At 71.1% G+C, this 25607-nt stretch carries 24 protein-coding genes and 2 pseudogenes; 15 read left to right on the top strand and 11 right to left on the bottom strand.

Features of this window, described 5'->3' with window-relative positions; all coding sequences use genetic code 11:
- Nucleotides 1-99 precede the first annotated feature (99 nt).
- From ACWCRD_RS16810 to ACWCRD_RS16800, 3 genes and pseudogenes are all read left to right on the top strand, one after another.
- Nucleotides 100-2454: an alpha-L-fucosidase gene (locus tag ACWCRD_RS16810; RefSeq protein WP_450966643.1), complete on the top strand. Its 2355-nt coding sequence runs from the start codon at nt 100-102 to the stop codon at nt 2452-2454.
- Nucleotides 2447-2734 (top strand): annotated as a pseudogene (locus ACWCRD_RS16805) (glycosyl hydrolase family 20); the annotation flags it as partial. The gene ACWCRD_RS16810 and the pseudogene ACWCRD_RS16805, both read left to right, overlap by 8 nt.
- 52 nt (nt 2735-2786) lie before the next feature.
- Nucleotides 2787-3911: pseudogene (locus tag ACWCRD_RS16800) on the top strand (alpha-L-fucosidase); the annotation flags it as partial.
- 18 nt (nt 3912-3929) lie between these two features.
- Here the strand turns inward: ACWCRD_RS16800 and ACWCRD_RS16795 are convergent.
- From ACWCRD_RS16795 to ACWCRD_RS16780, 4 genes are all read right to left on the bottom strand, one after another.
- Nucleotides 3930-4538 (bottom strand): DedA family protein, encoded by a 609-nt coding sequence (locus tag ACWCRD_RS16795; RefSeq protein WP_450966553.1) that lies wholly within the window; start codon nt 4536-4538, stop codon nt 3930-3932.
- A 47-nt stretch (nt 4539-4585) separates the two neighbouring features.
- A complete protein-coding gene (locus tag ACWCRD_RS16790; protein ID WP_450966552.1) occupies nt 4586-4786 on the bottom strand; it encodes a hypothetical protein in 201 nt (66 codons plus the stop codon).
- A gap of 71 nt (nt 4787-4857) precedes the next feature.
- Complete coding sequence (locus ACWCRD_RS16785) at nt 4858-5763, bottom strand: helix-turn-helix domain-containing protein (RefSeq protein ID WP_450966551.1); 906 nt, start codon at nt 5761-5763, stop codon at nt 4858-4860.
- Nucleotides 5764-5924: 161 nt separating this feature from the next.
- On the bottom strand, nt 5925-6167 hold the full coding sequence (locus ACWCRD_RS16780) for a DUF397 domain-containing protein (protein WP_450966550.1): 243 nt from the start codon (nt 6165-6167) through the stop codon (nt 5925-5927).
- A gap of 242 nt (nt 6168-6409) precedes the next feature.
- Between ACWCRD_RS16780 and ACWCRD_RS16775 the strand changes: the two genes are divergently transcribed.
- Together ACWCRD_RS16775 and ACWCRD_RS16770 are read left to right on the top strand one after the other, a co-directional pair.
- Complete coding sequence (locus tag ACWCRD_RS16775; RefSeq protein WP_450966549.1) at nt 6410-6958, top strand: ATP-binding protein; 549 nt, start codon at nt 6410-6412, stop codon at nt 6956-6958.
- 207 nt (nt 6959-7165) lie between these two features.
- Nucleotides 7166-7633: a DUF4231 domain-containing protein gene (locus ACWCRD_RS16770; protein WP_450966548.1), complete on the top strand. Its 468-nt coding sequence runs from the start codon at nt 7166-7168 to the stop codon at nt 7631-7633.
- A 69-nt stretch (nt 7634-7702) separates the two neighbouring features.
- Here the strand turns inward: ACWCRD_RS16770 and ACWCRD_RS16765 are convergent, their stop codons facing one another.
- Together ACWCRD_RS16765 and ACWCRD_RS16760 are read right to left on the bottom strand one after the other, a co-directional pair.
- Entirely contained in the window at nt 7703-8617 is a 915-nt protein-coding gene (locus ACWCRD_RS16765; protein ID WP_450966547.1) for an LLM class flavin-dependent oxidoreductase, read from the bottom strand.
- Nucleotides 8618-8671: 54 nt separating this feature from the next.
- Nucleotides 8672-9400, bottom strand: a complete 729-nt coding sequence (locus ACWCRD_RS16760) for a FadR/GntR family transcriptional regulator (RefSeq protein ID WP_450966546.1) — start codon at nt 9398-9400, stop codon at nt 8672-8674.
- 164 nt (nt 9401-9564) lie between these two features.
- On the opposite strand from ACWCRD_RS16760, the gene ACWCRD_RS16755 reads away from it, so the two are divergent.
- Genes ACWCRD_RS16755 through ACWCRD_RS16720 form a run of 8 tightly spaced genes read left to right on the top strand, consistent with a single transcriptional unit; the run spans nt 9565 to nt 17469 of the window.
- On the top strand, nt 9565-10638 hold the full coding sequence (locus tag ACWCRD_RS16755; protein ID WP_450966545.1) for a sugar ABC transporter substrate-binding protein: 1074 nt from the start codon (nt 9565-9567) through the stop codon (nt 10636-10638).
- Nucleotides 10635-12152 (top strand): sugar ABC transporter ATP-binding protein, encoded by a 1518-nt coding sequence (locus ACWCRD_RS16750; RefSeq protein ID WP_450966544.1) that lies wholly within the window; start codon nt 10635-10637, stop codon nt 12150-12152. The genes ACWCRD_RS16755 and ACWCRD_RS16750 overlap by 4 nt, the downstream gene beginning before the upstream one ends.
- Complete coding sequence (locus ACWCRD_RS16745; RefSeq protein WP_450966543.1) at nt 12145-13170, top strand: ABC transporter permease; 1026 nt, start codon at nt 12145-12147, stop codon at nt 13168-13170. The genes ACWCRD_RS16750 and ACWCRD_RS16745 overlap by 8 nt, the downstream gene beginning before the upstream one ends.
- Nucleotides 13171-13204: 34 nt before the next feature.
- A complete protein-coding gene (locus ACWCRD_RS16740) occupies nt 13205-14557 on the top strand; it encodes an L-fuconate dehydratase (RefSeq protein WP_450966542.1) in 1353 nt (450 codons plus the stop codon).
- Entirely contained in the window at nt 14554-15309 is a 756-nt protein-coding gene (locus ACWCRD_RS16735) for an SDR family NAD(P)-dependent oxidoreductase (protein WP_450966541.1), read from the top strand. The genes ACWCRD_RS16740 and ACWCRD_RS16735 overlap by 4 nt, the downstream gene beginning before the upstream one ends.
- Nucleotides 15306-16292: an aldo/keto reductase gene (locus tag ACWCRD_RS16730; RefSeq protein WP_450966540.1), complete on the top strand. Its 987-nt coding sequence runs from the start codon at nt 15306-15308 to the stop codon at nt 16290-16292. Before ACWCRD_RS16735 ends, ACWCRD_RS16730 begins: the two co-directional genes overlap by 4 nt.
- Nucleotides 16289-16639, top strand: a complete 351-nt coding sequence (locus tag ACWCRD_RS16725) for an L-rhamnose mutarotase (RefSeq protein WP_450966539.1) — start codon at nt 16289-16291, stop codon at nt 16637-16639. Before ACWCRD_RS16730 ends, ACWCRD_RS16725 begins: the two co-directional genes overlap by 4 nt.
- The gene (locus ACWCRD_RS16720; RefSeq protein ID WP_450966538.1) at nt 16636-17469 is read left to right on the top strand and encodes an amidohydrolase family protein; all 834 of its coding nucleotides are present in this window, start codon (nt 16636-16638) and stop codon (nt 17467-17469) included. The genes ACWCRD_RS16725 and ACWCRD_RS16720 overlap by 4 nt, the downstream gene beginning before the upstream one ends.
- Nucleotides 17470-17511: 42 nt before the next feature.
- On the opposite strand, the gene ACWCRD_RS16715 is transcribed toward ACWCRD_RS16720, so the two are convergent.
- Nucleotides 17512-18936 (bottom strand): lipase maturation factor family protein, encoded by a 1425-nt coding sequence (locus ACWCRD_RS16715; RefSeq protein WP_450966537.1) that lies wholly within the window; start codon nt 18934-18936, stop codon nt 17512-17514.
- A gap of 228 nt (nt 18937-19164) precedes the next feature.
- On the opposite strand from ACWCRD_RS16715, the gene ACWCRD_RS16710 reads away from it, so the two are divergent.
- Nucleotides 19165-21252, top strand: a complete 2088-nt coding sequence (locus tag ACWCRD_RS16710) for a SpoIIE family protein phosphatase (RefSeq protein ID WP_450966536.1) — start codon at nt 19165-19167, stop codon at nt 21250-21252.
- Between the two features lie 71 nt (nt 21253-21323).
- The gene (locus tag ACWCRD_RS16705; RefSeq protein WP_450966535.1) at nt 21324-22187 is read left to right on the top strand and encodes an Fpg/Nei family DNA glycosylase; all 864 of its coding nucleotides are present in this window, start codon (nt 21324-21326) and stop codon (nt 22185-22187) included.
- Nucleotides 22188-22196: 9 nt separating this feature from the next.
- On the opposite strand, the gene ACWCRD_RS16700 is transcribed toward ACWCRD_RS16705, so the two are convergent.
- The 4 genes from ACWCRD_RS16700 to ACWCRD_RS16685 form a co-directional block, all read right to left on the bottom strand.
- A complete protein-coding gene (locus ACWCRD_RS16700) occupies nt 22197-23495 on the bottom strand; it encodes a protein kinase domain-containing protein (RefSeq protein ID WP_450966534.1) in 1299 nt (432 codons plus the stop codon).
- A 69-nt stretch (nt 23496-23564) separates the two neighbouring features.
- A complete protein-coding gene (locus ACWCRD_RS16695) occupies nt 23565-24221 on the bottom strand; it encodes a zf-HC2 domain-containing protein (protein ID WP_450966533.1) in 657 nt (218 codons plus the stop codon).
- A gap of 151 nt (nt 24222-24372) precedes the next feature.
- Nucleotides 24373-24888, bottom strand: coding sequence for a hypothetical protein (locus tag ACWCRD_RS16690; protein WP_123969135.1), 516 nt, complete (start codon nt 24886-24888; stop codon nt 24373-24375).
- 157 nt (nt 24889-25045) lie between these two features.
- Nucleotides 25046-25591: a sigma-70 family RNA polymerase sigma factor gene (locus ACWCRD_RS16685; RefSeq protein ID WP_450966532.1), complete on the bottom strand. Its 546-nt coding sequence runs from the start codon at nt 25589-25591 to the stop codon at nt 25046-25048.
- Nucleotides 25592-25607: the final 16 nt, after the last annotated feature.

Here is a 25607-nt window from a genome sequence, read left to right as displayed (position 1 = left end):
CGATCAATAGGGCAACTCCCGTGAGATCACGCCCCATTGACAGGTCCCTGAGGTCATCTAATCATCAGACATCGGATGAATCGGGAGCCGCTCATGAGTATGAGTCCCTGTCCAAGACGTCAGGTCCTGACGGCCGCTGCCGGAGTCGCCGCCGCGGCCGCCCTGCCCCTCACCATCGCACCCGAGGCGCACGCCGCCGAACCGGCCGACGCTCCGGCTGCATCCTCGGGCTGGGTCCCCGTCCCCGACCCGGTCCCGGTCCCGCTCGACGGTCTCTACGACAACGACGGCATCGACACCGCCTCCGCCCCCGGCGGCGACTTCGACGGCTCCGGCTACACGTTCCCGGGCGAGGAGCTCCCCGCGGGCCGCGTCGAGGTCGACGGCATCCCCTTCCTCTTCCCGGCCGCGACGGCGGGCGCCAAGAACAACGTCGTCGCACTCGGCCAGCGCATCGACCTGCCCAAGGGCCGCTATCTGTCGGCCGTCTTCCTGACCGCCGGCAGCTACGGCAACGCCTCCGGCAAGGCCACCGTCCACTACGCCGACGGCTCGACCAGCACCGCCGGCCTCACCGGCGCCGACTGGTACGCGGCCGGCGGCTCCCTGTCCGCTCCCTACCGCTACAAACCGGACGGCACCAAGGACGAGCACAGCGTCGGCATCGGCACCTCGGAGGTGTGGCTGGACCCGCAGCGCGAGGCCGTCGCCGTCACCCTTCCGGTCACCAACCCGGCCGAGGCGAACAAAGCAGCTCTGCACGTCTTCGCACTCGCCCTGCAACCAGCCGCCCAGGGACGGGCGTTGGCCCTGCGTGAAGCCCACTCCACCCACTCCCTGCTGCCGGCCACCGGCGCCCAGAGCGTCGAGGCCACCGTCGTCAACGCGGGCACCGTCGCCGTCCTGGCCGCCGACGACGTGTCCGTACGGGTCGACGTCACCGGCGCCCGCACCGTCGAACCCGCCCGGATACGCCGCCTCTACCCTGGCGAACAGGCCCGCGTCCGCGTCGGCATCCGCAACCGCACGGGCACCGCACCCGGAACGCAACGGGACGGCTCGGTGTCCGTCGCCGGACGGGGCACCCAAGTAGCCGTACAAAAAGGCCCGTTGACGCTCGGCACGGCCGACTACCAGCCCACCGAGGCCTCCCTCTCCGCCCACCAGGCCCCGTACTGGTTCCAGGGCGCCAAGTTCGGGATCTTCATCCACTGGGGCGTCTACGCGGTCCCCGCCTGGGCGCCGGTCGGCAAGCAGTACGCCGAGTGGTACTGGGACCAGATGCAGGACCCCGACAACCCCACCTACGCCTACCACCGGACCACCTACGGCGAGGACTTCGCCTACGACGACTTCATCCCGCGCTTCACCGCCGAGAAGTTCGACCCGCGCGCATGGGTGGAGCTGTTCCGGGACGCGGGCGCCCAGTACCACGTGCTGACCAGCAAGCACCACGAGGGCTTCGCCCTGTGGGACACCAAGGTCTCCGACCGCAACGCCGTGAAGCTGGGCCCGAAACGGGACCTGGTCAAGGAGCTGTTCGAGGCGTCCCGGCGCTACGCACCGAAACTCCACCGCGGCCTCTACTTCTCGATGCCCGAGTGGTTCAACCCCGACAACCCGTGGATGGGCCACGCCCCGCGCAATCCATACACCCTGGAGCCGGTCCCGTACACCGGATACACCGCGGGCAAGGACTATGTGAAGGACTACCAGGCCCCGCAGCTGCTCGAACTGATCCACGGCTACGACCCGGAGCTCATCTGGTGCGACATCGGCGGCGTGAACGACAGCCTCCACGTCCTCGCCGAGTACTTCAACCACGCCAAGAACCGGGCCCGTCCGATCGATGTCACGGTCAACAACCGCTCGGGCATCGCCTTCCACGACTTCACGACCCCCGAGTACACGACGTACGAGAACACGGTCGTCGCCAAGTGGGAGTCCAGCCGCGGCCTGGACCCCTTCAGCTACGGCTACAACAGCGCGACCCCCGACGACGCCTACATGACCGCCGAGGAGGTCGTGCACAGTCTCGTCGACATCGTCTCCAAGAACGGCAACTTCCTGCTCGACATCGGCCCGCGCGCCGACGGCACCATCCCTGGGATCATGCAGACCCGGCTGCGCGAGACGGGCGCCTGGCTCAAGGTCAACGGCGAGGCGATCTACGACACGACGTACTGGTCGCGGATGGCGCAACTCGGCGACGACCTGCGCTTCACGGTCCGCCCCGACCAGGCCTTCTACATCCACTCCCTGACCCGCCCGGGCGCCAAGCTCACGGTCGAGGCACCGGTGCCCGTCCGCGGCGGCGACAAGGTGACGATGCTCGGCCACGACCGCCCGCTGACCTGGACCGTCAGCAAGGGGGCACTGGTGATCGACGTACCCGAGGCAGCCAGGAAGTCGGGACAGCACGTGTGGGTGTTCAAGGTGGAGTGGCATGGGTGAGTTCAGGAAGAGACTGCTGCGGCTGCTCGGCGTCGCCGCGGCGCTGACGCTGCTCGCGGCGCCGACGTCGGCGGTCGCACAGGACCAGGAGAAGACGCCGTTCACAGTCCCCGCGCTGGCCAACTGGGCTTCGGAACCGGGCAGTTACCAGTACGGCAAGAGCGCACGACTGGTGGCCGACAGCCCCGCCGGGCGCCGGGTCGCGGACACCCTCGCCGACGACCTGCGCGCGGCGGGCCACGGCACCGTCCCGGTCGTCGGCGGCGGTGCCCGCACCGGCGACATCGTGAGCGACGTACGGCCCGCCACGACCTCACTCGGCGCCGAGGGCTATGGCATCGAGCAGTTGGCGCGACGGCCGGGGCGACGTACTGCGCTCCTTCGCCGACTCCATGCGCCGCCACGGCCTCAAGGTCGGCGTCTACATCTCGCCCGCCGACGAGAACCAGTATTTGCACGGCGTGTACGCCAACGGCAGTGCCCGCACCGAGCGCACCATCCCCACCCCGGTGCCGGGCGACGACCGCAGTCCGGACCGCACGTTCACCCTGCCGGCCACCGACTACGGCGCCCACATGCTCAACACCCTCTACGAGGTGCTCACCGAGTACGGGCCCGTCGACGAGGTGTGGTTCGACGGCGCGCAGGGCCGCATTCCGCCCGGCAAGGTCGAGGACTACGACTGGGACAGCTGGTACACCCTGCTCCGCACGCTCGCCCCGGACGCGGCGATCGCCGTCACCGGCCCGGATCTGCGCTGGGTCGGCAACGAGAGCGGGCTGGCGCGCGAGGACGAGTGGAGCGTCATCCCGGTCAAGGAGAACCAGTACGGCCGCACCGACTGGGCCCTGTCCTACGACACCCCCGACGAGGGCAGCCGCGCCGCGCTCGTCGCCGCCCAGCCGAGGACGGACTACCTCCAGTGGTGGCTGGCGGAGTGCGACGTGTCCCTTCGCGACGGCTGGTTCTACCACGCGGACCAGCAGCCCAAGTCCGTGGACGACCTGACCAGGATCTACTTCGGCTCGGTCGGCCGCAACTCCGTCCTGCTGCTCAATGTCCCCCCGGACACGGACGGCCGGCTGCACGACACCGACGTGGTACGGCTGCGGGAGTTCCGCGAGCGGATCGAGCGCGAGCTGCCCGAGGACCTGGCACGCGGGGCACGGGTGACCGCCTCGCCCCTCGTGCGGACCGTCGATCTCGGCACCGATCAGGAGGTGGACCGTATCCGCCTCGCGGAGGACATCCGCCACGGCCAGCAGGTGGAGTCCTTCGTGGTGGAGGCGTACCGCGACGGAGCCTGGGCAGAGGTGACCCGGGCCGGAACGATCGGCGCGAGCCGCATCCTGCTCCTGCCGTCGCCGGTACGGGCCCGTCGGTGGCGGCTGCGGGTGACAGGGACGCGGGACGCCGCACGCATCGCTCGGTTCGAGCTGTACCGGTCACGGGTCTGAGCCCGCCCGGGCGGTCGCTCAGGAGTGGGAGCGGCGGTGTCGGCGGATTCGCCAGACCACGAGGGCCACGACGACGAGGGCGGCAAAGGCCAGGGCGACGGTGCGGCCGACCATGGTCTCGGCGCGTTCGTAGGCGGCGCCCGCGGCATAGCCGAGGACGGCGTTGCCGACGCCCCAGACCAGGCCGCCGAGGGCGTTGTAGAGCAGGAAGCGGCGGTACCGCATGTTCGAGGCGCCCGCCAGCGCCGGGACGAGGGAGCGGAACAGGGCGACGAAGCGGCCGACGAAGACCGCCGTCGGACCACGCCGGCGGATCAGCTCGCGCGCCTTCTCCACCCGCTCGGCCCGTCGGCGCAGGGGCCCGCGGGAGAGCAGCGGCGGTCCGGCGCGCCGGCCGATCTCGTAGCCGACGCTGTCCCCGGCGATGGCCGCGAGGACGACGGCGAGCGTCAGCCAGACCAGCTCCACGTTGCCCCGCCGGGCCAGCACACCGCCGACGATCACCGCGGTCTCGCCCGGCAGGACGAACCCGAAGAACAGCGCGTCCTCGGCGAAGACCAGGGCGGTGACCACGAGGTAGACCACGGGCCCGGACAGGTCGGCGAGCCAGTCGACAAGAGCGTGCATCTGCCGACCCCCTTCTCTGCCGGGTACGAGTACCCGGCAGCGGCGGCCTAGCCCGCGGCCGTGCGGCGCAGCAGGAAGTTCACGGCGGTCATGGTCAGGACCGGCTCGCCGTCCTGGTTGAGGACCTCGATTCCGGTGTGGACCAGTCCGCGGTCCGGCTTCCGGCCGTACCCAGCGCAGTCGTCGATGCCCGGCGAGGCCAGGCCGCCCACCTTGCTGATGTAGCGGTCGGCGTACAGCCGCATCATGACGGCGCAGGTATGCCAGCCGCTGGCGATCAGCTGGCCGCTGGGTGAGTCGATCTCGCGGCGCGGCGGGCTCAGATCTCCTTGAGCACCTGTTCCAGGAAGGGCACCGAGTGCACGGCCGGCGAGGCCACCAGGCTCAGGCGGTCCATGACCGCGAGGTAGTGGTCGACCTCCTCGGGCTTGTCCAGGTACAGGGCGCTGGAGAGCTGCTCCAGGTAGACGACGTCCGGCAGGTCCGGCACGGGGAAGCGCAGCACGGTGATCGGTCCGCCGGCCGCCGCGTGACCGCCCACGTGGAAGGGCAGCACCTGGAGCGTCACGTTCGGCCAGGCGGCCGCCTCGATCAGGTGCTGCAGCTGGGCCCGCATCACCTCGGCCCCGCCGAGCGGGCGGCGCAGCGCTGCCTCGTCCACCACGACCCACAGCTTCGGCGCGTCCGGCCGGGAGAGCAGCTCCTGCCGGGTCATCCGCAACTCGACCCGGCGGGCGATCGCGTCCGGGGAGGTGATGGGGTGGCCGAGCCGGATGACAGCCTCGGCGTACTCCGGGGTCTGCAGCAGGCCCGGGATGAACTGGACTTCGTAGGTACGGATGAGGGAGGCGGCCTCCTCCAGGCCCAGGTGCTGCTCGAACCAGCTCGGGAAGGCGTCTCCGTACGCCCGCCACCAGCCGGGTTCGTTGGCCCGCCGCACCGAGTCCAGGAACTCCTGGCGTACCGCGGAGTCCTGGACGCCGTACAGGGTGAGCAGGTCGGCGATGTCGCGCTGTTTGAAGCCGACGCGGCCCAGCTCCATGCGGCACAGCTTGGCGTCCGAGGCGCGTATGGCCGCAGCGGCCGTGTCCCGGCTGATGCCGAGGGACTCGCGCAGGCGGCGCAGCCGGGTGCCCAGCATGATGCGCTGCACGGTCGGCCCGCCGCGTCGCAGGCTCAGGACGTCGACCTCGGAGGGAGCGGGTTCTCGCTGAACTGCCGTCATGGTCATCCCCTCGCCGCCGCACCGGCTGCGTCTGCTGCATGTGTTCGGGACTCAACCAAGGAGGGTAGCACCGAGGCGTCGTACGGCTGCGGTGCGTGAAGTGGCCGGAGGGCGCCGACCGGTGGCCTGCGCCCTCCGGCTGTCGGCGGGAGTGCCCGACCTCAGCCGGCGGGGAGTAGGCCGTCGAAGTCGCCGTCCTTCACACCGCGGACGAAGGCGGAGATCTCGGCGCCGGTGTAGACGAGCGCCGGACCCTGGGGGTGGCGGGAGTTGCGGACGGCGACGCTGCCGTCCGGGAGGGCGGCGAGCTCGACGCAGTTGCCCTCGGGGTTGCTGTGGTGGCTCTTGCGCCAAACCGCCCCCGCCAGCTGGGTGGCGGGCATGCCGTTGCTCACGTGCTGCATCTGAACCTCTTTGAGATGTAGTCGCGTTGAGTGGACTCGTGGTCGGCGCTGCAATTGCATCTTCAATTGCATCCACGGGTGGTGTGCGGGACGATAGCGCCCGGCGTCCACTGCTCGCAAGATCATCTGCAATTGCAGCGGTAATTGCCGATGCACTTGCGTACGGACTGCCGGACGTAGCACGATACTTCGCACAGGTGTAGCGCTCGGTTGTTCTCTCCGCAGGGGTACCAGGGGTCGCGATGTCCGCAGAGCAAGTCGCAGAACCGGTCAACCCCCTGCGTATCGAGGAGACTTGGCAGTGGCTGTGCCAGGCCGTGGACCACATCGGCCGGCCCGGGCCCGGGCTGAGCTTTCCCCTCGCCCCGAGCTCCGCGGACGGCCCCGGCCCCGCCCACTGCTCGGTCCTCGCCGTACCGCCGATCGCCCAATCCGCCCACGTCGCCCGCGATTTCACGCGAACGACACTGGTCGACCGGGCCACCCAGGAACGCGTCGAGGACGTGGCGGTCACCGTCTCGGAACTGCTGAGCAACGCCCTGCGCTACGGCCAGGCGGCGGACGGCGGGGCCGAGTTGCAGCCGGCGCTGTGGCTCGCGTACTGGGACCGCTGGTCCTGCGCCGTGTGCGCGGTCACCGACGAGAGCGACCTGGTCCCCGTCGCCATGCAGGCCGACGAGCTCGTGGAGTCGGGACGGGGGCTGCAGGTCGTCTCGGTGCTGAGCGACGCATGGGGATGGAACCCGCGGGCCGCCGGCGGAAAGCTCGTCTGGGCCCTGTTCCGGCTCTGACCCCGCGGTCGCTTCGGCCGACGCACCGGCCGGCCAGACCCCGGAAGGCGGGGTACACCGAGAGGACCAGAGCCGAGGAGGTGCGGTCCTTGACCTTGCGGTTCCGGCGGGCCTGAGACGGCCCGGCGACGGGATCGGTGGACTGCCGGCCGGGTTGCCGCCCGGTCGGCCTTTCCTCCGCGCGCCTGCGCCCCCGATGATGTGCCGATGAGACGAAGCACGGTCACCGACCCGGACTGGTCCGCGGAGCCGGACCCGGTACTGGCCCTCGCGCGGCAGGACTTGGCGTTCTACGGGCGCACCCGCGACCGGGCCAGACGGCTGCACTACGCCACGGAACTGGGCGCCCTCGCCTCCACGTCGGCGACGGTCGTGGCAGCCGGGCTGCATGCCCCGGCCTGGCTGACCGCGCTGATCGCGGGCGGCGCCGTCTTCTTCACCGGCGTGCGGCAGCTGTTCAACCCGGGCGCACGCTGGATCGCCGGCGGTCAGTCCCACGAGGCTCTGCGACGAGCCGTCGACCGCTATCTGCTGTTGCCGCCGGCGGAACGCGATGCGGCGGCGCGCGCCGCACTGCAGACAGCGGTCGAGGAGGTGGGCAACAACGAGCTGCGGGAGTGGGCCGAGACGCAGGCGCAGCGTGCCCATGCCTCGCTGCCGGCGGCGAGCGGCTGAACGCGGCCGCGTGCGCGCAGTGGGGGGATCAGGCCCGCGAGTTGCGAGCGCAGCCACTGCTCACCCGGGTCAGACCGACAGTGCGGGGATCACCTCGGTGGCAATGCGCTCCGCGAGGGCGGTGGGGTCGCCGGTCGGTGTGAACAGGACGAGACCCGCGCCGGCGTCGATCACCTCGCGGACGGCGGCCACGCAGTCGTCCGGCGTGCCGGCGATAGCGGCGGCCTCGATGCCGGGAATGCGCCGGCCGTAGATGCGGGCCAGACCGGCGTTGACCCGCTCACGCGCCAGGCCTGCATCAGCATCGATGTCGATGTAGACCCGTTTCGCGATCGAGAAGTCCGTCCTGCCCGCCTTGGCCGCCGCCTCGGTGACGCACGCGACCTGCTCCCTGAACGCGGCCGTGGTCGACGCCCCCGCGCCGAAGAACCCGTTGCCCAGCCGCACCGCACGCCGGAGCGCCGACTCGCTTGATCCGCCGAACCACAGCGGAGGATGCGGCTTCTGAAGCGGCTTCGGCTCCAGCACGGCATCCTCCAGCTGCCAGAACTCGCCGTCGAAGGTGACGCTCGGCTGCGTCCACAGGGCCTTGGTGACGGTGATGCCCTCGGTGAACCGGGCCAGGTACCGGGCCTTGTCCATGCCGAACGCGGCGAACGGCCGGTGGGGGCCGCCGGAGCCGACGCCCACCTCCAGTCGGCCGCCGCTCATCTGGTCGATGGTCGCCAGCGCCTTGGCGAAGTGGACGGGCTGGTGCAGCGTGCTGACGAACACGGTGGTGCCCAGCCGCAGCCGGGTGGTGCACGCGGCGGCGTACGTCATGGCCTCCATCGGCGACAGCACCGACCCGGCCCCCAACGGCGAGTCCTGCGCCCATGCGCTGTGGTATCCGAGGTCCTCGGCCTTCGCGAAGTACTCGCGGAAGGCCCCCGGATCGAACTGGCCGTCTCGATAGAACTGAGGGATGGAGATGGCATATCGCATGACTACAACGTATCGACGGCCGGAGCCGGAGGCGGCCTGTCCGTCAGGACGCCGTCAGGGCGGCGGGGCCGACGGTCGCGCCTGACCGCCCAACTGCGCCCGCAGCCACTCCTCCACCTCGCCCACATGCGCGGCCGCCGCCGCCCGGGCCGCCTCCGGGTCGTGGGCCACCAGGGCGCGGTGGATCGCCGCGTGCTCACGGCGGGTGCGGGCGAAGGCGCCTTCCTCCTGGTAGCCGCGCCACACGCGGGCGCGGAAGGTGCGCGAGGACAGACCCTCCAGGATGGCTGCCATGGTGTCGTTGCCCGCGGCGGCCGCGATCTCGCGGTGGAAGGCGAGGTCGTGCGCGAGGATCACCTCCGGGTCCTCGGTGGCGTTCATCGCCGTCAGGTGCTTCTCCACCTCGGCCAGTTGGCCGGGCGTGATGCGGGCGGCCGCCAGCGCGGTCGCCGTCGATTCCAGGATGCGGCGCACCTCCAGGAGCTCCACCAGGCGCGGCCCCCGGGACAGGTCGGCGACCACCCCGAACGTCTCCAGCAGGTCGCCGGCCTCCAACTGGGTGACGTAGATGCCGGAGCCGTGCCGGGCCTCCAGCACGCCGAGCACCGTGAGCGCACGGATCGCCTCACGCATCGAACTGCGGGAGATGCCCAGCTGGACGGCGAGATCGCGTTCGGTGGGCAGCCGCTGGCCGGGCTCCAGACGGCCCTCGCCGATCATCGCCTTGATCCGCTCGATGGCGCGCTGCGTCACCGTGCCCTTCTGCGGGGCGGTCTCGTCCACGCCGTTCCTCCTGTCACCCGGTGCGCCGCAGTCTAATCGCGGGGGTGGTCCGACCAATACCGTCAGAAGCCCCGAAAAACTGGTGTCGGAGGGTGTTGTTCCGGGGAAGTGGTCTGATAAATATGCGGGCATCTGCTCGAACACCCTCAACGAGGAGCCGCCAGATGCCCGGCAGGACAGTGGGGAAGCGGAACAGGTTTCGAATGGTCGGCGTGATGGCCGTGGCCGCGGGCGCCTCGCTCGCGCTCGCCGCGTGCGGCAGCACCAAGGACACCGGGGGCTCCGGCAGCGCCGGAGGCGGCGGCACCGGCAAGGTCGGGGTGATCCTGCCCCTGCTGACCTCGCCGTTCTGGCAGTCGTACAACGACTACGTGCCCAAGATGGCGAAGTCCGAAGGCGTGGACGCGCTCAAGACGGTCAACTCCAACAGCGACCCCTCCCAGCAGATCACCGACATCAACAACCAGCTCAACCAGGGTGTGAAGGGCCTGGTCGTCGCCCCGCTGGACAGCGCCGCCATCGAGGCCGGCCTCGACCAGGCCGACCGCAAGGGCGTGCCGGTCGTAGCGGTCGACGTCGCGCCCGACAAGGGCAAGGTCGCCATGGTCGTGCGCGCCGACAACGTCGCGTACGGCACCAAGGCCTGCGACTACCTCGGCCAACACGTCACCAGCGGCAAGGTCGTGCAGATCATGGGCGACCTGGCCTCGGTCAACGGCCGGGACCGCTCCGAGGCCTTCCGCTCCTGCGTGAAGCAGAAGTACCCCAAGCTCAAGGTGCTGGAGATCCCCGCCAAGTGGGAGTCCGACGCCGCGGCCTCCAAACTCGACACCCTTCTCAACGCCAACCCCGACATCAAGGGCATCTACCTGCAGGCCGGCGGCGTGTACCTGGCGCCGACCCTGCAGACCCTCAAGTCCAAGGGCATGCTGAAGAAGGCCGGCGCAGCGGGCCACATCGCCATCGTCTCCAACGACGGCATCCCGCAGGAGTTCGACGCCATCCGCAAGGGCGAGATCGACGCGACCGTCTCCCAGCCCGCCGACGCCTACGCCAAGTACGGCATGTACTACATCAAGGCGGCGATGGAGGGGAAGACCTTCAAGCCCGGCCCGACCGACCACGACTCGACCATCGTCAAGCTGCCCAGCGGCATCCTCGAGGACCAGCTGCCCGCCCCGCTGGTGACGAAGGACAACGTGGACGACCCCAAGCTGTGGGGGAACACGGTCAAGTGAGCGTCCAGGACAGCCCGCCCGTGCCCCTCGTCGAGGCGCGGGGCATCGTGAAGCGCTACGGCCCCACCACCGCACTCGCGGACGGCCGGCTCACCGTGCTGTCCGGCGAGTCCCATGCCCTCGTCGGCCGCAACGGCGCCGGAAAGTCGACCCTGGTCAACGTCCTCACCGGACTCCAGGCGCCCGACGAGGGCACGGTCCGCTTCGACGGCGAACCCGCACCCCCGCTCGCCGACCGGGACGCCTGGCGCCGCAAGGTGGCCTGCGTCTACCAACACCCCACGGTCGTACCGGAGTTGACGGTCGCCGAGAACCTCTTCATCAACCGGCAGCCATTGCTCCGCGGCTTCATCAGCTGGCGGAGGCTGAAGGCCGAGGCGGCCGCCCTGCTGGACACCTGGGACGTGCACGTGGACCCCGAGGCGCGCACCGCCGACCTCAAGGTCGAGGACCGCCAGATGGTGGAGATCGCCCGGGCGCTCAGCTTCGGCGCCCGCTTCATCGTCCTCGACGAGCCGACCGCGCAGCTGGACAAGCGCGAGATCGAGCGGCTCTTCAGCCGCATGCGCGCGCTCCAGGACTCCGGTGTCACGTTCCTGTTCATCTCGCACCACCTCCAGGAGGTGTACGAGGTCTGCCAGACCGTCACCGTGCTGCGTGACGCACGCTGGATCACCACCGCCCCCGTCGCCGACCTGCCCACGGCGGCGCTGGTGGAGGCCATGGCGGGGGAGTCCATCGAGGTGATCGCCGAACAGGCCGTACAGGAAAGGCTCGTGGACGAGCACGCGCCCGTTCTGCTGGAGGCCCGCGGGCTCACCTCGGACACGTACGAGGACGTCGACCTGACCGTGCGACGCGGCGAGGTCGTCGGGCTCGCGGGATCCAGCGCCAGCGGAAAGATCGAGCTGGCGGAGGCCATCGCGGGCCTGCGCACACCCACTGGCGGAAGTGCCCGACTGGACGGTGAACGGCTGCAGTTCGGATCGGTGCAGGCCGCCCTGAGGGCCGGGGTCGGCTGTGTCCCGCGCGACCGGCACGACCAGGGCCTCGTCGCCGGCATGACCATCGGCGACAACGCGACGATGAGCGTCCTGGACCGGCTCGGCCGCCTGGGGTTCATCGGAACCGACCGCAGACGCGGCTTCGCCGCCGAGCTGATCGACCGACTCGACATCCACACCGAGGGCCCCGAGCAGCCCGTCTCCGCTCTGTCCGGCGGCAATGCGCAGAAGGTCGTCATGGCCCGCGCCCTCGCCTCCGACCCCCGTCTGCTCGTCCTGATCAACCCCACCGCGGGCGTCGACGTGAAGTCCAAGGAGTCACTGCTGGCCCGAGTGGACAGCGCCCGCGAGGACGGCACCGCGGTCCTGGTCGTCTCCGACGAACTCGACGACCTGCGGCGCTGCGACCGCGTCCTCGTCCTCTTCCACGGCCGCGTCGTCGCCGAGCACCCGGCGGGCTGGCGCGACCATGAGCTGATCGCCTCCATCGAAGGAGTGGACCATGGCTGACACCAAGGCTCCGCCGGTGAAGCCGGTGAGCATGCCCGACGCCCGGGCGGCGAGGGCGGTCCTGCTGCGCCGCGCCCGCGAACTCGCCCTGGTACCCGCGCTGTTGCTGCTGCTCCTGCTCGGTGCCCTCCTGAACGACTCCTTCTTCACCGAGGCCACCCTGATCTCCATCCTGGCCTCGTCGGCGTCGCTGGCGATGGTGGTGCTGGCCGAGTCGCTGGTCCTCATCACCGGCAAGTTCGACCTGTCGCTGGAGTCGGTGGTCGGCATCGCGCCGGCGGTGGCGGCGCTCCTGGTGCTGCCGGCCGCCGAGGCCGGCTGGGGCACCGAACTCCCGGCCGGGCTCGCCCTCCTGGCCATCCCCCTGGTCGGCGCGGCCATCGGTGCCTTCAACGGCATTCTCGTGGTGAAGGTGAGGCTCAACGCGTTCATCGTCACCCTCGCCATGCTGATCGTCCTGCGCGGGCTGCTGGTCGGTGCCACCAAGGGCAAGACGCTGTTCGGGATGCCCGACGCGTTCTTCTCGCTGGCCACCACCACGTTCCTGCGCATCCCGATCTCCGTGTGGGTGGCCGCCGCGGCCTTCGCGGTCGCCGGGCTGGTGCTCAAATACCACCGGGTGGGCCGTTCGCTGTACGCGATCGGCGGCAACCTGGAGGCGGCCCGCGCCGCCGGCATCCGCGTCGACCGCGTCCGGCTCGGCGTGTATGTCGTCGCCGGTGTCCTCGCCTCGGTCGGCGGTCTGATGTACACCGGCTACGTCGGCGCCATCGGTGCCAATCAGGGCCAGAACATGATCTTCACGGTGTTCGCCGCCGCCGTGATCGGCGGGATCAGCCTCGACGGCGGCAAGGGCACCATGTTCGGCGCCCTGACCGGCGTACTCCTGCTGGGCGTGGTCAAGACCATGCTGACCATGGCCCAGGTGCCGTCGTTCTGGATCGACGCCATCTACGGCGGAATCATCCTGCTCGCGCTCATCCTCGCCCGCCTCACCACCGGCCGCGCCCAGGACTGACCCCCGCCCCCTGCCCCCGACCGAAAGGCCCTCCGTGTCCCCGACGCCCGGCCCCTCCCGCCGCATCACCGCGGTCGACACCTACGACATCCGGTTCCCGACCTCGCGCGAGCTCGACGGCTCCGACGCGATGAACCCGGACCCCGACTACTCGGCCGCGTACGTGGTGCTGCGCACCGACGGCGAGGACGAGCCGGAGGGGCACGGCTTCACCTTCACCATCGGGCGTGGCAACGATGTCCAGGTCGCCGCGATCCACGCGCTGCGCCACCACGTGGTGGGACGGTCCGTCGACGAGGTGTGCGCCGACCCGGGAGCCGTCTACCGCGACCTGGTCGGCGACAGCCAGCTGCGCTGGCTGGGGCCCGAGAAGGGCGTGATGCACATGGCGATCGGCGCGGTCGTCAACGCCGTGTGGGACCTGGCGGCCAAGCGCGCCGGCAAGCCGCTGTGGCGGCTGCTCGCCGAGGCCGACCCCGAGTGGCTGGTCGCCCAGATCGACTTCCGGTACCTCACGGACGCGCTCACCCCCGAGGAGGCGCTGGAGATCCTGCGCCGGGGCCGCGCGGGCTCCGAACAGCGCACGGCCCGGCTGCTGGAGCGCGGCTACCCGGGCTACACCACCTCCGCGGGCTGGCTCGGCTACAGCGACGAGAAACTCACCCGGCTCGCTGCGCAGGCGGTCGCCGACGGATTCACCCAGATCAAGCTCAAGGTGGGGGCGGACCTCGACGACGACGTACGGCGCTGCCGGGTCGCCCGCTCGGTGATCGGTCGCGACGTCCGCATGGCCATCGACGCCAACCAGCGCTGGGGCGTCGACGAGGCGATCCGCTGGACCCAGGCCCTCGCCGAGTTCGACCCGTACTGGATCGAGGAGCCCACCAGCCCCGACGACGTCCTCGGCCACGCGGCCATCCGCACGGCGGTTGCTCCGGTGAAGGTGGCGACCGGCGAGCACGTCCAGAACCGGATCGTCTTCAAACAGCTCCTGCAGGCGGGTGCGCTCGACGTCCTCCAGATCGACGCGGCCCGGGTCGGCGGCGTCAACGAGAACCTGGCGATCCTGCTGCTCGCGGCCAAGTTCGGGGTGCCGGTGTGCCCGCACGCGGGCGGCGTCGGCCTGTGCGAACTCGTCCAGCACCTGTCGATGTTCGACTACGTGGCGGTCTCCGGCACCACCGAGGACCGGGTCATCGAGTACGTCGACCATCTCCACGACCACTTCCTCGATCCGGTGGTGATCCGCGAGGGTCACTACACGGCACCCGCCGCGCCCGGTTTCTCGGCGGCCATGCGCCCCGAGTCCATCTCGCGGTACACCTTCCCGGGCGGTACCTTCTGGGCCGCGGACCTCGACGAGAAGAAAGAAGGACGGGCGGCATGAGCGACTTCGAGGGCCTGAAGGCCCTGGTCACGGGCGGGGCCTCCGGCATCGGCCGGGCGACGGCGGAACTCCTCGCCGCCCGCGGGGCCCAGGTCGCCGTACTCGACCTCGACCCGTCCTCGGTCGACAAGCCGCTGCTCGGCTTCCGCGCCGACGTCAGCGACGACGCGTCCGTACGGGAGGCGGTGGCCGCCGCGGTCACCGAGCTCGGCGGCCTCGACATCGTGATCAACAACGCGGGGGTGGGCGCGCTGGGCACCATCGAGGACAACGACGACGCCGAATGGCACCGCGTCCTCGACATCAACGTGGTCGGCATGGTCCGCGTGGCCCGCGCCGCCCTGCCCCATCTGCGCCGCTCGCGGCACGCGGCGATCGTCAACACCTGCTCCATCGGCGCCACCGCGGGCCTGCCGCAGCGCGCCCTGTACTGCGCGAGCAAGGGCGCGGTGTACTCGCTGACCCTCGCCATGGCCGCCGACCATGTCCGCGAGGGCATCCGCGTCAACTGCGTCAACCCCGGCACGGCGGACACCCCGTGGGTCGGCCGCCTGCTGGACGCGGCCGAGGACCCCGCCGCCGAGCGCGCCGCGCTGGAGGCCCGCCAGCCCACCGGCCGCCTCGTCAGCGCGGCCGAAGTCGCGGGTGCCATCGCCTACCTGGCGAGCCCGCTGTCCGGTGCAACCACCGGCACCTCGCTCGCCGTGGACGGCGGCATGCAGGGCCTGCGTCTGAGGCCGGTGGGCCAGTGAACCGGCTCGGCAGCAGCGCCGTCGAGGTCAGCGCCCTGGCCTTCGGCGGTGCCGTCATCGGCAACCTGTACACCGAGGTGAGCGAGGAACAGGCGCACGACGCCTTGGCCACCGCCTGGCAGCAGGGCATCCGCTATTTCGACACCGCCCCGCACTACGGCCTCGGCCTGTCCGAACGCCGCCTCGGCGCCGCCCTGCGCGCACACCCCCGTACCGCCTACACGATCTCCACCAAGGCCGGCCGCCGCCTGGAGCCCTCCGGCGAGGGCGGTGACGACCTCGCCAACGGCTTCGCCGTGCCCGCCACCCACCGGCGCGTGTGGGACTTCAGCGGCGACGGCGTACGCCGCAGCCTTGAGGCCAGCCTGGAACGGCTCGGCCTCGACCGCGTCGACGTCGTCTACCTCCACGATCCCGACGACCACGCTGAGCAGGCCTTCCACGAGGGCTATCCGGCCCTGGAGAAGCTGCGCTCGGAAGGCGTCGTGGGCGCCATCGGCGCGGGCATGAACCAGGCCGAGATGCTCACCCGTTTCGTCCGCGACACCGACGTCGACGTGGTCCTGTGCGCCGGCCGCTACACGCTCCTGGAGCAGCCGGCGCTCACCGAACTGCTGCCCGCGGCGCAGGAACGCGGCACGTCGGTGGTCATCGGCGGAGCCTTCAACTCCGGTCTGCTCGCGGACCCGAAGCCCGGCGCGACGTACAACTACGCGGCCGCGCCGGCGGAGTTGCTGGACCGCGCCCTGCATCTGAAGGCGGTTGCCGACCGGCACGGCACCACGCTGCGCGCCGCCGCCCTCGCCTTCTGCGCCGCCCATCCGGCGGTCGCCAGCGTGCTCGTGGGTGCTCGCTCGGCTGCGGAGGTCCGCGACTGCGCCGAGCAGTTCGCGGCGGCCCCTCCCGCCGCCTTCTGGCAGCAACTTCGCGCCGAAGGGCTCCTGCCGCCCGAAGCTCCCGTACCCGCCGAGGGAGCCTCATGAGAGTCGCCCTGCACACCAAGGTCCGCGCGGACCGCATCGCCGAGTACGAGGCCGCCCACCGCGAGGTCCCGAACGAACTCACGGCCGCGATCCGCGCGGCCGGAGCCGCCTCCTGGACGATCTGGCGGTGGGGGTCCCCCCGCGCGAGCGTGTTCGAGCGTGGGGGAGGCTCCGACCTCTTCCACGTCCTGGAGTGCGAGGACTACGCCCGCCTCCTCGCCGAACTGGAGAAACTCCCGGTCAACATCGCCTGGCAGGCCCGCATGGCGCAGCTGCTGGACGTCGTGCACGACTACTCCGACGAGGGCGCGGCCGCCGGTCTGCCCGTGGTCCGGGAGCTGCCGTGACGGTGGACGCCCACCACCACGTGTGGGACCTCGCCGTCAGGGACCAGGACTGGATCCACGAACGCAGCCCGCTGCGCCGCAACTTCACCCTCGCCGACCTCGCTCCGGAGGCGCACGCGGCCGGAGTCGACCGCACGGTCCTCGTGCAGACGATCACGGTTGCGGAGGAGACCCCGGAGTTCCTGGCCCTGGCCGCCGCCCACGACCTGATCGCGGGCGTGGTCGGCTGGACCGACCTCACCCGCTCCGACATCACCGACGAACTCGCCCGTCTGCGCGAACTCCCCGGCGGCCACTGCCTCAAAGGCGTCCGCCACCAGGTCCAGGGCGAACCCGACCCCGAGTGGCTGCTGCGCCCGGACGTACGCAGAGGCCTGGCGGCCGTGGCCGACGCGGGCCTGGTCTACGACCTCGTCGTCCTCCCGCACCAACTGCCGGCCTGCGCCAAGGCGGCCGCCACCCTCCCCCAACTCGCCTTTGTCCTCGACCACTTGGGCAAGCCGCCCATCGCCTCCGGAGCCCTGAAACCCTGGGCGACCGACCTCCATGCCCTCGCCGCCCTGCCCAACACCAGCGCCAAACTCTCCGGCCTGGTCACCGAGGCGGCCCCCGACTCATGGACCGTCGACGACCTCCGCCCGTACACCGACACCGCCCTGGAGGCTTTCGGCCCCGCCCGCCTGATGTTCGGCTCGGACTGGCCGGTGTGCACGGAAAGGGCGACGTACGGCGAAGTACTGTCCGCCGCACAGGAGCTGACCGCGGCCCTCGACGCAGCCGAGAGGGCGGACGTCTTCGCCGGCACGGCCACCCGCGTTTACGGCCTTTGACCTGCACGAAAAGGACAAGCCGGGTATCGCCGTGCGCGCCGGTCAGCTCCGCTGAGCCACCCCCGCCAACCGCGTAGGCGGCAGATACTCCCGCACATACGTCCGCTCCCAGCACGCCCCCGTCTCCCGCAGCTCCCGCCAGCTCGTGTACTCGTAGCGGAAGAGGCGGGCCCGGATGTAGCGGGGCGGGGCGTCCGGCGGGAACGGGGAGCGGCGCAGCAGGCGCAGGGTGTCGCGGTCGTTCTCCAGGAGCCGTTCCACCAGGGCGCCGAACCATGCACCGGCGTAGGAGGGCGAGAGCGCGGCGAACCACATCAGCCAGTCCAGGCGCAGATGGTAGGGCGCGAACTGGCGCGGCCAGTGCCGTGGATCGCCCGGCTTGCCCTTGAACTCGTACTCCCGCCAGTCCGAGTCCTCGCGCGGTACGGCATCGTCCGTGCCCTCGACGACCACCTCGTAGCGGATGCGGCTGACGCTGCCGAACGCGCCGTAGGTGTTGACCAGGTGCAGGGGGTCGAAGGAGCGGTTCATGATCTGGCGGCGGGAGATCATGTTCGTGACCGGGTGGTAGCTGAGCCCGAGGAGCAGCGCGGCGACCGCGAGGACCACGACCTCGTACCAGAGCGGGGCGCCGGACATGGCGGACGGCGGACCGCCCGGGAGCTTCAGGGCGGAGACGGCGAGGACGATGGTGATCCAGTTCAGCCACGCGAAGTTGCCCGACAGGACCAGCCACAGCTGGGTGACGATCATCAGCGAGGCGGCGGCCGTGGCGACCGGCTGCGGGGTGAACAGCAGCACCGGGACGACGAGTTGGGTGACGTGGTTGGCGGCCGTCTCGATGCGGTGCAGCGGCCGGGGGAGGTGGTGGAAGAACCAGCTCAGGGGACCCGGCATCGGCTGGGTCTCGTGGTGGTAGTACAGGCAGGTCAGCTTCCGCCAGCACGCGTCGCCGCGCATCTTGATCAGGCCCGCCCCGAACTCGACCCGGAACAGGATCCAGCGCAGCAGGAAGAGGACCATGATCGGCGGCCCCACCTCGTCGTTGCCGAGGAAGACCGCCAGGAACCCGACTTCCAGCAGCAGCGACTCCCAGCCGAAGGCGTACCAGGTCTGGCCGACGTTGACGATCGAGAGGTACAGCACCCAGGGGATCAGCCACAGCAACAGTCCCGCCCAGAGCGGGAGTCGGGAGTCCAGTCCGGCGATCAGTGCCGCCGAGACCGCACAGCCCGTCCAGGCGCAGGCGGCGAAGAAGCGGTCGGAGTAGTGGAGTTGGAACAGGCTGGGGGCCTGCCGGAAGCGCACCCGGCCGACGAAGCGGGGGACCGGCAGCATGCCCCGCTCGCCGATCAGCGCACGGAACTGCAGGGCCGCCGTCAGGAACGCCACCAGGTACAGCCCGGCCAGAGCCCGCTGGAAGACCAGCCGGCTCCACCAGTACTCGGGTGCGGTGAACCACTCCACGGCCGTGCGCTCCTCACTCCATTGTCGCGCCGAACCCTATGTCACTCTCCGTATGTCCACCTTCCGCTTGCGTAACCCAGGTGAGTGACGCAGACAGGAGTGACGCGTTGCCTGAAGCGGGGCGGGAGGAACGGTTTCGACGGCCGAGCAGCGATGGCTACCGGAGAGCCGGGAATTCGTCGCCGCTTCCCGGTCGAAGAATCGGGGGAACCCTGGCAAGGTGGGCCCATGGTTGATCGGGGCGTGAGCGCCCTGTCTCTCCCGGACGACTGGCCCGCCCACCCGGATCCGATCCTGGCGCTCAACCGCATGGGCAGCTTCGACTGGGACCTGGACACCGGTCTGTTCCACATGGACGCCCAGGCCCACGAGGTCTTCGACGTGCGCCCCGACGAATACGACGACCACCCCGAAACGCTCGCCGTCCGGGTCCCCAGGGCCGAGGCCTACCGGCTCGACGGCCTGGTCGCCCAGGCACTTAAGGACGGCAGCGAGAACTACGGCGCCTACTTCCGCATCCGCTGCCGCGACGGCACCCTGCGCTGGACCCACACCCAGGGCTACATACGGCGTGACGAGACGGGCCGCCCGCGCCGGATCATCGGCATCGTCCGGGACGCGACCCAGGAGCTGAGCGAGAGCCGGGACCGCCGCGAGGCGGCCGCCGAGGACGCGGCGCGGCGCGAGCAGACCAACGTCGTCCAGCTCACCACGGCCGCCCTGGCCCACGCCCGCACCGTCCAGGACGTCATCGACGTCGTCAAGGACACCCACGGTCTCACCCACCTCGGCGCCACCAGCCTGGTCATGGGCCTGGTGGAGGCCGGCCGCATCCGGCTGATAGCCGAGGGCCCGGCGGGCAGCTTCGTCCCCGGCACCGACGTCACCCGCATCGACGAGCCGTACCCGATGAGCGAGGTCGTACGGACCCTCACGCCCCGCTTCATCGAGTCGCCGCAGGAGTTCGCCGAGAGCTACCCCCTGCTGTGGCCGCACCTCACCGGCCTGGACATCACGGCGGCCGCCTATCTCCCGCTGATCGTCCAGGCCCGGCCGATCGGCGCCATGGGCCTGCTCTACAGCGACCGGCGCGGCTTCTCGCCCGAGGAGCGCAACGTCCTGCTCGCCCTCGGCAGCAGCATCGCGCAGAGCATGCAGCGCGCCATGTTCTACGAGCAGGAGAAGGACCTCGCCACCGGCCTCCAGCAGGCGATGCTGCCGCGTACCATCCCCAGCGTCCGCGGCGCCGACGTCGCCGTCCGCTACCGCTCCGGTTCCACCGCGGGTTCCCTGGGCCGCGACATCGGCGGCGACTGGTACGACCTGATCCCGCTGCCCGGAGGCCGGGTCGGTGCCGTCATCGGCGACGTGCAGGGCCATGACACGCACGCGGCCGCCGTCATGGGCCAGCTGCGCATCGTGCTGCGCGCCTACGCCGCCGAGGGCCACACACCCGCCACCGTGATGGCCCGCGCCTCCGTCTTCCTCCACGAACTCGACACCGACCGCTTCGCGACCTGTCTGTACGCGGAGGCCGACCTGGCCACCGGAGTGGTCCAGGTGGTCCGGGCCGGCCATATCGACCCGCTGATCCGGGACGCCGACGGCAGCTGCCGCCGCATCTCCCTGCCGGGCGGACTGCCGCTCGGTCTGTCCGCCGAGTTCGGGCGCCTCGAGTACCCGGTCGGCACCCTCGAACTCGACCCCGGCCACACCCTCCTGCTGTGCACCGACGGCCTGGTCGAACAGCCGGGCGCCGACCTCGACGACGGCATGCGCACCCTCACCGCCCTCATCACCAGCGGCCCGGACGACGTACGGGATCTCGCGGACTGTCTCATCTCCGTGGCCGAGGAACGCGGCGGCGACGACGACGTGGCCCTGCTCCTGCTGCGCCGCCGCGGCCTGGAGGCCCAGCGCTCCGGCGGCCGGCTCCAGCAGCACGTGGCCCCCGGCGACCCCGAGGCCCTCACCGAGGCCCGGCACATGATCCGGGCCGCGGTCCACGCCTGGGGCGCAAAGGAGCGCGCCGACGAGATCGAGCTGGTCGCCGACGAAATGATCACCAATGCGCTGATGCACACAGAGGGGTCCGCGATCGTCACCCTCCGGGTCCTCGGTGGCAGCGAGCGGCGGTTGCGCGTCGAGGTCGAGGACTCCTCCAGCGCCCTGCCGCGCCGCCGCGAGGCGGGGGAGTCGGGGGTGTCCGGGCGCGGCCTGCTCCTGGTCGACCTGCTGACGGACGTGTGGGGGGTGGAGGCGCGCGGCGGCGGCAAGTGCGTGTGGTGCGAGTTCGTGGTCCCCGAAGGCGACTGAACCGAAGGTCACTGAACCCGCCACGACCGCTCCCGCCCGCCACTGTCGGTGCCGGGTGGCACTCTGGACGTATGCCGGAACTCCCCGAGGTCGAAGCACTCAAGGACTTCCTCACCGAGCACCTGGTCGGTCACGAGATCGTGCGGGTGCTGCCCGTCGCGATCAGCGTCCTCAAGACGTACGACCCTCCTCTCACCGCCGTCGAGGGCCGTGAGGTCACCGCCGTGCACCGGCACGGCAAGTTCCTCGACCTGGAGACGGACGGCGGCCCGCACCTCGTCACCCACCTGGCCCGCGCGGGCTGGCTGCACTGGAAGGACCGGCTCCCGGACGGCCCGCCCCGCCCCGGCAAGGGCCCCCTCGCCCTGCGAGTGGCCCTGGAGGACGGCGAGGGCTTCGACCTCACCGAGGCGGGCACCCAGAAACGCCTCGCTGTCTACGTCGTCCACGACCCGCAGGAGATTCCGGGCGTCGCCCGCCTGGGCCCCGACCCGCTCGCCGACGACTTCGACGAAAGCCGCCTTGCGGAACTCCTCAGACCTGAGCGCCGCCAGCTCAAGGGCGCCCTGCGCGACCAGAGCCTGATCGCCGGCGTGGGCAACGCCTACAGCGACGAGATCCTGCACGCGGCGAAGATGTCCCCCTTCAAACTGGCCGCGACCCTCACCCCCGAGGACACCGCCCGCCTCTACGAGGCCCTGCGCAGCACGCTCACCGAGGCGGTCGAACGCTCGCGGGGCGTGGCGGCGGGCCGTCTGAAGGCGGAGAAGAAGAGCGGCCTGCGCGTCCACGGCCGTACCGGCGAGCCCTGCCCGGTGTGCGGCGACACCATCCGTGAGGTCTCCTTCAGCGACTCCTCGCTCCAGTACTGCCCGACCTGCCAGACGGGCGGCAAACCGCTCGCGGACCGGAGGATGTCGCGGCTGCTGAAGTAGCCGCGCGGGTCAGCCGGCCGGCCCCTTGCGGCCCTTCGTCTCGTCCCTGCCGTGCTTGTCCTTCCCGCCGTGCCGCCCGTCCTTGTGGTTCTTCGGCGGAAGCGGCCTGATGGACGGGACGGCGGACGGCGGCGCGGCGGGTGCGGTGGCGGTCTCGCCCGCGGGCGACGAGCTGACGGCCGGCGGGTGCGGGGAAGGAGTCCGAGTCGGCGCCGGCCTCGGCGAGGCGGTCGAGGCAGGGCTGTCGCGGTCGGAGTTCAGCGCGGCCCCGAGGGCCGTGGCCGCGGCGAACAGAGCGACGGCCGCGCCGCCCAGCAGGGCCTTGGACGCCTGCCTTCGGCGGTTGTGGGGGCGGGAATGCGTTGCGGGGGCGCCGGTTCGGGGCGGCGGTGCAGACGTGCCGGCCGACGGGCTGAGAGCCCTGTCCGGGGCCGGGGGGTCCAGCGGCTCCGTCGGTTGTGCCGATTCGGACGGGTCTGCTTCCCACTCCTGCGCACCCAGCCACTCGGCCGCCTCCTCCGCGCTCGGCCGTTGCGCGGGATCCTTGGCCAGCAGGCGCAGCACATAGTCGGACAGCGGCCGGGGTACGGCGGTGCTCAACCGGTGGGGCGGCGGCGGGGCGGTGTCGACGTGCTGCTGCACCACGGCGAGCGAGGTCGTGCCGCTGAACGGCGGGCGGCCGGTGAGCAGTTCGTACAGCACACAGCCGAGCGAGTACATGTCGGAGGCGGGCTGCGCGGACCGCCCCAGGGCCCGCTCGGGAGCCAGGTAGTCGGCGGTGCCGAGGATCTTTCCGGTGGCGGTCGCGGTGCCGGCGCTGTCGTCGGTGAAGCGGGCGATGCCGAAATCCGTGATCTTCACGGTGCGGTCGGCGGTCAGCATGACGTTGGCGGGCTTGATGTCCCGGTGGATCACTCCCTGGCGGTGCGCGGCGGACAGCCCCTGCGCCACCTGCGCCGCGATGGCGGCCGCTTCCCGCGCTGCCAGGCTTCCGCGCTGCGATCTCTCCCGCGCGAGGGTCCAGCCGTCCACGAGTTCCATCACCAGATGGAGCCGGCCGTGGTCGGAGCCGAAGTCGTACACGCCCACCACATGCGGATGGTTGAGCCGGGCCGTGGTCTGCGCCTCCATGCGGAACCGCTCGATGTCGGTGGTGTCCGCCGCCTTCAGCAGCTTGATCGCCACCGGACGGCCCAGGACCCGGTCGGCCGCGCGCCACACCTCGCCCATCGCGCCGCTGCCCAGCAGTTCCTCCAGCTGATAGCGGTCCGCCAGCAGCACGTGCACACCCATCCCGAATTCCGACATCGCCACTGCCTACAGCGCAGCGCCGGACGGGGGTGTCACACCGGGCGGTGAGCCACTGCTGCGGTGGCGCTAGTGGGACTGGAGTGTGACGAGATGCTCCCCGTCCGAGGTGCGCAGTTCGTAGCGGGCGATCTCGCCGGGGTGCATGGAGGAGCTGCCCTGCATGGTGATCGGGCGGGCGTCGTGGCTGGGGACGGTCCAGCTCGTCAGGATCTGCTCGGAGCCGTCGCGGCCGATGGCGACCAGACGACAGGGGCGCGGGCCCGCGCCGTCCTTCACCTCGAGTTTGATCTGGCTGCCCGAGTACTCGTCCTGGGTGGTCACCTGGGCCCATACGCCCGACTTCGCGTCGGTCGCTGCGATCCGCACCGTGTCGGTGGTGCCGCCGCCGGCCATCGTCATCGCGATGCCAGGCCCGGCCACCCCGATCGCCAGGGACGCGGCCACGGCGTACAGGAAGCGCCGCCGGCCGGCCCGGTGCCGGGCCGCCACCGCGCCGAGCAGCCGGTCGAGCAGCTGGGGGCCGGGCCTGGTCATGGGGCTCACGAACCGTGGCGTCGCCCGGCGGTACAGCATCATCTGCCGGGTGATGGGCCCGAATTCGGTCACGTGAGCGGCGCAGCGCGCGCACTCCATGAGGTGGTCCTCGAAGCGGAAGGCGTCCGCCTCGTCCAGCACGCCGAGCGCGTACGCGGCGACGTCGCGATGCCTCTCCTGGGACCTCATGCCGAATCCTCGTGCCGTTGGGTGCGGGTGGGGTTACTCCTTGCTCCCACAGGTACGCACCAGACAGTCGAATCACTCAGGGCATGCGGAGAATCGCAACCTTGGGATTCGGAGCCGCCCGGCCCGCGGATTGGTCCAAATCAAAACGAGGCTAAAAAAGGTGGATGGCGAGGTGGCCCAGGGGCAGGCCCAGTTGCCACGCCTTCGTCCACACCTTCGGACCCTCGTCCTCGCCGACCACCGCCGCGCCGCCCGGCACCGCGTTCAGGTCGGGCGCGAGCAGCTCGGTCTCCTCCAGCCAGCGCCAGGCCGCCCGGGCCAGTTCGACGTCGGGAGCGGGGCCGCCGGATTCGGCCGCCTGGGCGACCAGCTTCGCCATCCGCTCGCGCACCCAGTCCTGCCACGGCTGGTCGTACGCCGTCAGCGACAGCCAGGTCTCCAGCTGGGAGACCACCCGGATCCCCGGGAGTTCGCCGTCCGTGTCCGAGAGGAAGACGGTCAGCGCCAGGGCGTCGCGCCCGGCGCGGAACTCGAAGGACGTCGGCGGCATCAGATCGCCCGTCCGCAGCAGCTCGTCGGCGATGTACTCGGCGTACAGCCAGGCCATCGGGACGACCAGCTCACCGCCGCCGGTGCCGTCCGTGCTCTCTTGACCTCTGTGCAGCATCCCTTCCTGCCTTCCTCCGGTGCGTGCGCGTCGCCCGACTCCGGGCCCCGGTCGCGGGGCCCCGAGCCCCCAGTCCGGAACACGGATGAGGACAGCTGATTGCTCAACCGGGGTCCTCAGCAAGGCGCTTTACGGAGGTTTGACTCAGCCGTCGGTTTCACCGCAGGTCGGCCGCATATCCGGGAAGCACCCGGCGCAGGGCGCGCAGCGCGTAGTACGCGCGGGACTTCACCGTACCGGGAGGAATTCCAAGGGTCTGAGCGGCTTCCGCAACACTCGCCCCCTGGAAATACACGAGCACCAGGACTTCACGGTGCTCCGGAGTGAGTGTCTTCACAGCCTCGCGGACATCGAGGGCGGCGGCGGCCCGCTCGGCGTGGTCGCCGATCACCCGCGCGTTCTCCAGGACCGCGTCCCCGACCTCGGGCGGCCGTGCCTGGCGGGCCCGCCGCGCGTCGATGGCGAGCCGCCGTCCCACGGTCATCAGCCAGGGCCGTACGGAGTCGAAGTCTTCGGCGCGCAGCGCCTCCGGATGCTGCCAGGCGCGCACCAGGGTCTCCTGTACCAGGTCCTCGGCGCGCTGCCGGTCGCCGTCGCAGAGCCGCAGCAGGAGTGCGAAGAGGGGGCGGCCGTGCTCGCGCTGCAGCGCGGCGAGCTCGTGCTCGGCGGTCGTCGCGTTCGTGAGGGTGGTTCCGGCCGTCATGGCCGTATGGCACCGC

The organism is Streptomyces sp. NPDC002092 (assembly GCF_053593775.1).
Note: the sequence above shows the minus strand (reverse complement) of the source record. Positions and strands in the feature narration are given on the sequence as shown.